This is a genomic window from Bradyrhizobium sp. UBA2491 (genome assembly GCF_002341725.1).
Taxonomy (GTDB): domain Bacteria; phylum Pseudomonadota; class Alphaproteobacteria; order Rhizobiales; family Xanthobacteraceae; genus Bradyrhizobium.
Map to the genome: position 1 here is coordinate 99,727 of NZ_DDOP01000018.1, position 8,405 is coordinate 108,131.

10 protein-coding genes are annotated in these 8,405 nt (G+C 65.6%); 6 read left to right on the forward strand and 4 right to left on the reverse strand.

The annotated features are described in order from the left end of the window. Window positions 1–84 precede the first annotated feature (84 nt). The 4 genes from mobB (at window position 85) to B2W55_RS06190 (ending at window position 3,300) form a co-directional block, all read left to right on the forward strand. Window positions 85–642: a molybdopterin-guanine dinucleotide biosynthesis protein B gene (mobB, locus tag B2W55_RS06175; protein ID WP_256372061.1), complete on the forward strand. Its 558-nt coding sequence runs from the start codon at window positions 85–87 to the stop codon at window positions 640–642. A 55-nt stretch (window positions 643–697) separates the two neighbouring features. Beyond that, window positions 698–967 carry a sulfurtransferase TusA family protein gene (locus B2W55_RS06180; RefSeq protein WP_024579856.1) on the forward strand — a complete coding sequence of 90 codons (270 nt, stop codon included), beginning with the start codon at window positions 698–700 and terminating at the stop codon, window positions 965–967. Window positions 968–1,291: 324 nt separating this feature from the next. Then, window positions 1,292–2,947, forward strand: coding sequence for an OFA family MFS transporter (locus B2W55_RS06185; RefSeq protein ID WP_024579857.1), 1,656 nt, complete (start codon window positions 1,292–1,294; stop codon window positions 2,945–2,947). A gap of 95 nt (window positions 2,948–3,042) precedes the next feature. After that, window positions 3,043–3,300, forward strand: a complete 258-nt coding sequence (locus B2W55_RS06190; protein WP_024579858.1) for a hypothetical protein — start codon at window positions 3,043–3,045, stop codon at window positions 3,298–3,300. A gap of 159 nt (window positions 3,301–3,459) precedes the next feature. Here the strand turns inward: B2W55_RS06190 and lon are convergent, their stop codons facing one another. Together lon and B2W55_RS06200 are read right to left on the reverse strand one after the other, a co-directional pair. Further along, window positions 3,460–5,838 (reverse strand): endopeptidase La, encoded by a 2,379-nt coding sequence (lon, locus tag B2W55_RS06195; RefSeq protein ID WP_024579859.1) that lies wholly within the window; start codon window positions 5,836–5,838, stop codon window positions 3,460–3,462. Window positions 5,839–5,849: 11 nt separating this feature from the next. Further along, on the reverse strand, window positions 5,850–6,257 hold the full coding sequence (locus B2W55_RS06200) for an Hsp20/alpha crystallin family protein (protein WP_024579860.1): 408 nt from the start codon (window positions 6,255–6,257) through the stop codon (window positions 5,850–5,852). 251 nt (window positions 6,258–6,508) lie between these two features. On the opposite strand from B2W55_RS06200, the gene B2W55_RS06205 reads away from it, so the two are divergent. Together B2W55_RS06205 and B2W55_RS06210 are read left to right on the forward strand one after the other, a co-directional pair. After that, window positions 6,509–6,784, forward strand: coding sequence for a hypothetical protein (locus B2W55_RS06205; RefSeq protein WP_029878896.1), 276 nt, complete (start codon window positions 6,509–6,511; stop codon window positions 6,782–6,784). Between the two features lies 1 nt (window position 6,785). Continuing rightward, window positions 6,786–6,977 (forward strand): hypothetical protein, encoded by a 192-nt coding sequence (locus tag B2W55_RS06210; protein WP_024579862.1) that lies wholly within the window; start codon window positions 6,786–6,788, stop codon window positions 6,975–6,977. Window positions 6,978–7,111: 134 nt separating this feature from the next. Here the strand turns inward: B2W55_RS06210 and dapA are convergent, their stop codons facing one another. Continuing rightward, window positions 7,112–8,053 carry a 4-hydroxy-tetrahydrodipicolinate synthase gene (gene dapA / locus B2W55_RS06215; RefSeq protein ID WP_024579863.1) on the reverse strand — a complete coding sequence of 314 codons (942 nt, stop codon included), beginning with the start codon at window positions 8,051–8,053 and terminating at the stop codon, window positions 7,112–7,114. Between the two features lie 8 nt (window positions 8,054–8,061). Beyond that, complete coding sequence (locus tag B2W55_RS06220; RefSeq protein ID WP_291532192.1) at window positions 8,062–8,316, reverse strand: hypothetical protein; 255 nt, start codon at window positions 8,314–8,316, stop codon at window positions 8,062–8,064. Between the last annotated feature and the right edge of the window lie 89 nt (window positions 8,317–8,405).

Consider the following 8,405-nt stretch of genomic DNA (forward strand, 5'->3'; position numbering starts at 1 on the left):
AGTTTCCGAAGGCAGTCCCAAGGCAGATCAGCCGGACGATATCGGAGGCTGGCATGACTTGGCATCAAGGCTGATATAAGCAGCATTGAACGCTGGACGCCTTCGGAGACGCGGATGAAAGTGATTGGCCTCGCGGGTTGGAGCGGTGCCGGGAAGACCACCCTGCTGTCGCGGGTGATCCCCTATCTGCGCGGCCGCGGCTTGCGCATCTCCGTGATCAAGCACGCTCACCACGAATTCGATGTCGATGTGCCCGGCAAGGATTCCTGGGTGCACCGGCAGTCCGGCGCGACCGAGGTGCTGGTGTCCTCGACGCGGCGCTGGGCTCTGATGCACGAACTGCGCGGCGCCGATGAACCGCGGCTGCCGGAACTGCTCGCCAAGATGGCGAGCGTCGACCTGGTGGTGGTCGAAGGTTTCAAGCGCGAGCCGCTCAACAAGATCGAGGTGCATCGCGCCGCCAATGGCAAGCCGCTGCTGTTTCCCGATGACCCATGCATTGTCGGAATTGCCAGCGACGTTGCCATCGAAACCAGGCTGCCGATTGCGCATCTCGACGACATCGCGGCCGTTGCCGAATTGATGCTGCGTTCCGCGATCGGTGTCGATGATGTGCGCGCCTCGGCTGCGGCCGAAAGCTGAACGGGATGGGCCGGCTGGCGTTGACGATGCACGACGGCTTCGCCATGGTCGTACCATGACAACGACGAAACTCGATCTCACAGGCCTGAAATGCCCGTTGCCTGCGCTGAAGACGCGCAAGGCCTTGAAGACCGTGATCGCCGGAGACCTGCTCGAAGTGCATTGCACCGATCCGCTTTCGGTGATCGATATCCCGGCGCTCATTCAGGAGACCGGCGACAAGGTCGAGATCACCGAGCGAAGCGATGTTCGCATCGTTTTCCTGATCGAGAAGGCGAATGGAACGATAGACAATTCAAATGCTGCATCGCCGCGTACACGCTAGTTGCAGCTGAATTTCTACCTTTTGCCTATCGACACCCGTTCCCGCTTCTGCGCGAATTGATAAGCTCCGCCGGGTTGTGGAGATGAACCTTTGCCCGGATGTGGGCACATGGGCGGACGATGGCCGGCATGTGTCCAGATCAGGGGCTGCGAGGTCGGGCATATCCGGTCGTATCGGGGGTTGGCATTTCTGAACATGCGCGTGGTTGGTCCCGGCGCATCGAAGGAATGTGCGGAGCGGCCGGCAGCCGTTGACCGCAAGGGCTGAGACGGGATCGAAGACGCAGACGCGCCTCACGCAATGGCGGCTGCAGGGGAGGTATTAATGACCACAGTGAGCAGTGCCGGACGTGTATCCGCGGCAGGCGCAGGTTTCCTCGACAAGGAACAGACGATCGCGACCGCCGGCTTCAACCGCTGGCTGGTGCCGCCGGCTGCGCTCTGCATCCACCTCTGCATCGGCATGTCCTACGGGCTGAGCGTGTTCTGGCTACCGCTGTCGCGAGCGATCGGCATCGATAAGCCGGCCGCCTGCCAGAATCCTTCGGTGCTTGGCGACCTCTTTACCACGACCTGCGACTGGCAGGTCACCAACCTGCTGATGATCTTCACCATCGGCATCGTCGTGCTCGGTCTTTCCGCCGCGATGTTCGGCGGCTGGCTGGAGCGCGCCGGTCCGCGCAAGGCGGGCTTCGTCGCGGCGCTGTGCTGGTCCGGTGGCTTTGCGATCTCCGCGCTCGGCGTCTACATCCATCAGCTCTGGATCCTGTGGATCGGCCTCGGCCTGATCGGCGGCGTCGGCCTCGGGCTCGGCTACATCTCGCCGGTGTCGACGCTTGTGAAGTGGTTTCCCGACCGCCGCGGCATGGCGACCGGCATGGCCATCATGGGCTTCGGCGGTGGCGCGATGATCGGCTCGCCGCTGGCAAACCTGCTCATCAACTATTTCAAGACGCCGACCTCGGTCGGCGTCTGGCAGACCTTCCTCGCCATGGCGGCAATCTACTTCGTCTTCATGATGATCGGCGCATTCGGCTATCGCGTGCCGCCGGCCGGCTGGCGCCCCGAGGGTTGGACGCCGCCCGCCACCACCAACCGCATGATCAGCTCGGCCAATGTGCATCTCGACAATGCACACAAGACGCCGCAGTTCTGGTTGATCTGGATGGTGCTCTGCATGAACGTGTCGGCCGGCATCGGCGTGCTGGCGATGGCCTCTCCGATGCTTCAGGAGATCTTCGGCGGCGCGCTGATCGGCAAGGCCGGCGTCGGCTTCGCGGCACTTGATGCCGGGCAGAAGGTGGCGATCGCGACGATCGCTGCCGGCTTCGTCGGCCTGTTGTCGCTGTTCAACATCGGCGGCCGCTTCTTCTGGGCGTCGCTGTCGGACAAGATCGGCCGCAAGAACACCTACTACACGTTCTTCATCCTCGGCATCGTGCTCTACGCGCTGGCGCCGAGCTTCGCCCATATGGGCTCGCGCACGCTGTTCGTCGGCGCCTTCTGCATCATCCTGACGATGTATGGCGGCGGCTTCGCGACCATCCCGGCCTATCTCGCCGATATCTTCGGCACGCAGTTCGTCGGCGCGATCCACGGCCGCCTGTTGACGGCGTGGTCAACGGCCGGCGTCGTCGGTCCGCTGCTGGTCGGCTATATCAGGGACGCCCAGCTTCAGGCCGGGATCGAGCGTGCGCTGGTCTACGACCGCACCATGTATATCCTGGCTGGCCTTTTGATCATCGGCTTGATCTGCAATTTCAGAATCCGGCCGGTGGATTCGAAGTGGCACATGAGTGAGGCCGAGGTCGCCAGGTTGCAGGCCGAAACGGCGAGCGCGGCAGCGTCCGGGCCAAGCGGATCGTTCGGGATCGGCAAGGGCGGCCTCGACACCAAGGCGCTGTTGTTCTGGGCCTTCGTCGCGGTCCCGCTGGCGTGGGGCGTTTACAAGACGCTGGAAAGCGCGGTCAAGATTTTCTGACCGGAAGCCGGATGCGCGGGACGTTTGCGTCCCGCGCTCCGCCATGTTGAATTCAATCGATAGTCATTGAACCGATAGTCAAGGGAATTTCCGTCATGCTTCGTCCGGCAATCTGTCTTGCTGCCGCATTGCTCCTCGCTGGCTCACTGCAAGCCGCCTCGGCCCAGGGCACCGCTCCATCCGAAGCCAAGCCGTCGCGCATGAAGCTCACCATGCAGAAGCTGAAGGACATGAAGGCGAAGTGGGTCGCCAACAAGCCCAAGCTGAAGGCCTGCCGCGCCGAGGTGAAGTCGAAGGGCCTGACCGGCGACGACCGCTGGTTCTACATCGAAGATTGCATGGAGAAGAGCTGAAGCCCGCTCGGCCGTGTAGGATGGGTAGAGCGAAGCGAAACCCATCATTCGCGACATGTGGCACAGGCGATGGGTTTCGCTTAGCTCTACCCATCCTGCGAATCTAATCCAGGGGGCGTGGCAGAGATTGCTGCACGCCCCCTGCTGTTGATAAAGCAGTCACTCCGCCGCCGCCGGAGTCGTCTTGGCGGGCTCCAGCGCGGCGGCGATCGCGTCGTCGACGCGCTCGAGCCAGATGAATTCCAGCTTGGCGCGGGCGCCGGCGGGGATGTCGTCGTAATCGCGCTTGTTGCGGGTCGGCAGCATCACGCGGGTCAGGCCCGCGGCCGCGGCGGCGACCACTTTCTCCTTGATGCCGCCGACCGGCAGCACGAGGCCGCGCAGCGAGATCTCGCCGGTCATCGCGGTGTCGCTGCGCACGGTGCGATCGGTCAAAAGCGAGGTGAGGGCGGTGAACATCGCGACACCCGCGCTCGGGCCGTCCTTCGGCGTGGCGCCGGCGGGAACGTGGATGTGGATGTCGTTCTTCTCGAACATGCCGGGGTCGATGCCGAGCTGGGAGGCCCGGCTCTTCACCAGGGTCATCGCGGCCTGCACGCTCTCGCGCATCACGTCGCCGAGTTGTCCGGTGATCATCAGCGCGCCGCGGCCCGGCGTGCGCGAGGCCTCGATGAACAGGATGTCGCCGCCGACCGGGGTCCAGGCGAGGCCGGTGGCGACGCCGGGGACGCTGGTGCGCATCGCGATCTCGTTCTCGAAGCGCGGCTGGCCGAGCAGCGAGATGATATCCTTCGGCGCGATCGTGACGTGACTCGTGCTGCCTTCGGCGATCTGCACCGCGACGTTGCGCAGCACCTTGCCGATCTCGCGCTCCAGATTGCGGACGCCGGCCTCGCGGGTGTAGCTCTTGATGATCAGCCGCAGCGCGTCCGGATCGAGTTCGACCTGTTCGGCCTTCAGGCCGTTGGCCTCGAGCTGGCGGCGCACCAGATAGCGCTTGGCGATCTCGAGCTTCTCGTCCTCGGTGTAACCGGCGAGGCTGATCAGCTCCATGCGGTCGAGCAGCGGCCCGGGGACGCCGTCGAGCATATTGGCGGTGGCGATGAACACGACGCGCGACAGGTCGAACGGCACGCCGAGGTAATTGTCGCGGAAGGTGCCGTTCTGCTCGGGGTCGAGCACCTCGAGCATCGCGGCCGACGGGTCGCCCTGGACGCCGCGGCCCATCTTGTCGATCTCGTCCAGCATCATCACGCAATTGCGTGCGCCGGCCTTCTTGATCGCCTGGATGATGTTGCCGGGCAGCGCGCCGATATAGGTGCGGCGGTGGCCGCGAATCTCGGCCTCGTCATGCACGCCACCGAGCGAGACACGAACGAACGGCCGCGACATCGCGCGCGCGATCGACTGGCCGAGCGAGGTCTTGCCGACGCCGGGCGGCCCGAGGAAGCACAGGATCGGCGCCTTGCCGCCCGGCGCGAGCTTGCGCACCGCGAGGTACTCGATGATGCGGCTCTTGATCTTTTCGAGGCCGTAGTGGTCCTGGTCGAGGATCTTGCGGGCTTCCGCAATGTCGATCGGCTTCTCCTCGGGCAGGCTCCACGGCAGGTCGATCAGCCAGTCGAGATAGCTGCGCACCATGCCGGATTCGGCGGCGGCCTCCGGCATCCGCTCGTAGCGGCGTAATTCCTTCTGCGCCTGGCTCTCGGCCTCCGGCGGCATCTTGGCCTCGACGATCGCCTTGGTCAGCTCGGCAACTTCCGCCGCCTTGCCGTCGCCTTCGCCCAGCTGGCGCTGGATGGTCGCCATCTGCTCGCGCAGGATCGCCTCGCGCTGCCGTTCGTCGAACGCGGCCTTGGTCTTCTGGCCGATCTCCTGGCTCAGGCGGAGCACCTCGATGCGCTCGGCGAGATGCCGCGAGACCTTCTCCATGCGCGGCACGAGATCGATGGTCTCGAGGATGTCCTGCTTCTCAGGCGACTTGATGTCCATGTAGGAGGTCGCAAGGTCGGCGAGGGTGGCCGGCGAGGTCGTGCCCTGTAACGCGGCGATCAATTCGGGCGGCGTCTGCGGCAGCAATTGCGCGGCCTCCAGCGCCTGGCGCTGCAGATTGAGGAAGCGGGCCTCGATCTCGGGCGAGGTGGTGGTCGGCTCCGGGATCTGCAGCACGCGCGCGGCGAGGAACGGGGTGCCGGGCAGATAGTCGAGCACGCGCATGCGCTGCACGCCCTGGCAGACCAGGTGATGGGTGTCGTCGGCGCCGGTGATGTAGCGCACGATGTTGGCGACGGTGCCGACGCGGTAGAGCCCGTCCGGGCCGGGATCGTCGGCCTCGGGATCGCGCTGCAACAGGATGCCGATCTGGCGCTGCTCGCGGACCGCCTGCTGCGCCGCCGCAATGGATTTGGCGCGGTTGATCGAGATCGGGATGATGACGTCGGGAAACAGCACCGTCGAGCGCACCGCGATGATGATCAGTGCGTCGCTCGGGATCGGCGCCGATGCCGTGGTCGAGCTGGAAATGTCCGAAGCAGCCATGTCGAAATCCCTCAGCTCGATTTTCCGAGCCGCAGGCCGACGCAGCCATGCGCGGCAAAGCGGCTGATGGTGTAGCGGCCGGTCGGCAGCGCGATGCGGCGCTCGAACCGGCCCTGCGGCAGTTCGAGACGCAGGATGCGGGCGTCGCGCAGTTCAGCGGGCAGGATGCGGCGGCCGGAGATCACCAGCGTCCCGCCGTCGAGCGCGGCCTCGACCTCGTCGGGATCGACCCCCGGCAGCGCGACCAGGATCAGGATCTCCTCGTCGGTCTCGATCACATCCATCGGCGGTTCCCAGCTCGGCTCGCTGCTGCCTGCCCGCGGGTGCAAATTGAGGAAGCTCTGGTGCAATCGTTCGGCCCGGGCGAGCGCCTCGATCGCGTCTGTCAGCATCCAGTTGATCTGATCCTTTGGCCGCATCGGCACTCTCCACGTCGCACTGGGAGGCAAGGTTACCGGTCTTGCCCGCGACCGTAAACCGGCACCAGGGAAAGGCGGCTCAAAGGTAAAATCGGCCGAATTGTCCCGATTTGCGGCATTGCGGCGGCGCGCTGGACGCTTATGGCGCGCCTATGTCATGACGCGGCGGGTCCTCTCGAATTCCTACGCCGTCCTCAGCATCTTCCAGCTTGACGCGGTGCGCTCGCGCGCCGCCAACAGGAAGGTGGGACATGACCCTGCTTCATTTGCACGATGTCCGGCCCCATGGCCCGGCCGGTGCCATGCAGACCGCGCTGCGCCGGACGGTCCGGCGGATCGGCCTGGCGTTCAAGACGATCCACCGCGCGATCGCGGCGGCTAAAATCCACCGGCTGCGCAACGAGCTGCTGCTGCATCGCGGCCACGAGCACTGGGCGCAGACCAACCTCCATGTCGGCATGCTGGGCGGCGATGCCGAGAAATATCCGCGGGCACCGGCCGTGCTCGGCGAGAAGTGGGATTATTGAGATGCGCGCGGCTTCGTCGATCAGGGCCCTGCTGCGCGGCGCCGCAGAGCGGATGTTCAAATTCCTCGCCTGGATCGGCGAGCAGCCGATCAGCGCCTATCGGCCCGAGGCGCATTACATGCGCGGCCCGGGACCGGCGTGGCGCGCCAAGCATTTGCCGGGTCAGGTGACCTCGCTGCGCCGCGTCAGGTGATCGAGCAGGTTCATCGCCAGCGGCAACACTACGGTCGAGGCTCACCGGCGATTTCATGCAGCGCCGCGAAATGGCGTAGCGATGTTGGCTCGCGCCATTGTGCATTGCGATGGCTTACGCCGCGTCGGCCTGTCTCACTGTGCCGCTGCAAGATATTCGTCGGCAAGTGCGGCCATCGCCCGTGCCACTTCGGCCTTCGCCGCCGTCCCCAATTGCACGATCGGCAGCCGCGTCGCCGGTTGCATGAAGCCCAACAGCGCCAGCGCGAACTTCAGCGCGGCCGGATGCTCGCGTTCCAGCAGGGTCGCCAGCGGCACCAGCCGCTGATGCAACTCGCGCGCCTGGTACAGCCGGCCCGCGCGGAAGTGCCGGTGCACGGCGACATACAGGTCGGGCGCGACGTTCGTCACCGCGGAGACGCAGCCATCGCCGCCGGCCGCAAGCCAGGCGAGCGATGAATTGTCGTCACCGGTCAGCATTCGGAACGTCGCGGGCAGGCGTGCGCGCAGCCGCGCCAGCCGGGCGACGTCGGCACCGCTGTCGCGCAATCCCGCGAACCGTGGCGAGGTCGCGAGTTCGAGCAGCGTCTCGTCGGCGAGTCCCTTGACAGTCCGCGACGGGACGTCGTGCAGGATCACCGGCAGCGTGGTGGCGGCGGCCACGGCGCGGAAATGCGCCGCCATGCCCTGCGGCATCGGCTTGTTGTAATAGGGCACGACCGACATGATGGCATCTGCGCCCGCCGCCTCGGCGGCCCGCGTGAACGTGACGGCACGATCCGTCGCGTTCGATCCGGCGCCGGCGATGATGCGGACCCGCCTGCGCGCGACGCGGGCTGCGATGGCAACCAACTGCGCGCGCTCGGCGGGCTCCAGCGTCGAGCTTTCGCCCGCGGTCTCGCCGACCACCAGCGCGGTGGCGCCGGCTGCGATCTGGCGCTCGCACAGCCGGCCGAACGCATCGACGTCGATTTCGTCCTGGTGGTTGAAGGGGGTCGGAAGATCGGGGATGAAGCCCGACAGCCATTCGGTCGAATCGGCCGGCGCTGCCCATCTCGATGCTGTCTGCGCGATCATGGGGCGGCTCACGCCACGCGGCTCGCGGGAATATCAGCGGTCTGGCTGCGCATATCGAGCTCGATCTCGCGCGACAGTTCGACGATCATTTCGGGGTGCTGGCCGTTCTCGAACAGCGCGTATTTGACAGCCTGGGCGCGGTTGACGAACAAGCGACCATAGAGGCCGTTCTGTTGCTGGGCGACCCACTGGCCGCGGTGGTTGCGGCCGATGAAGACGATGGTGGACGCAGCGCTGCACGAGGGAGGTTCGACGAGTTTCACGTTAGTCAGTCCTTCTTCTTTTTCTGACGCGTTTCCTTCGGGCGAACCGGTATGCATCCCGGATCAAGTGCGGGGCAGGCTTCGCTCGA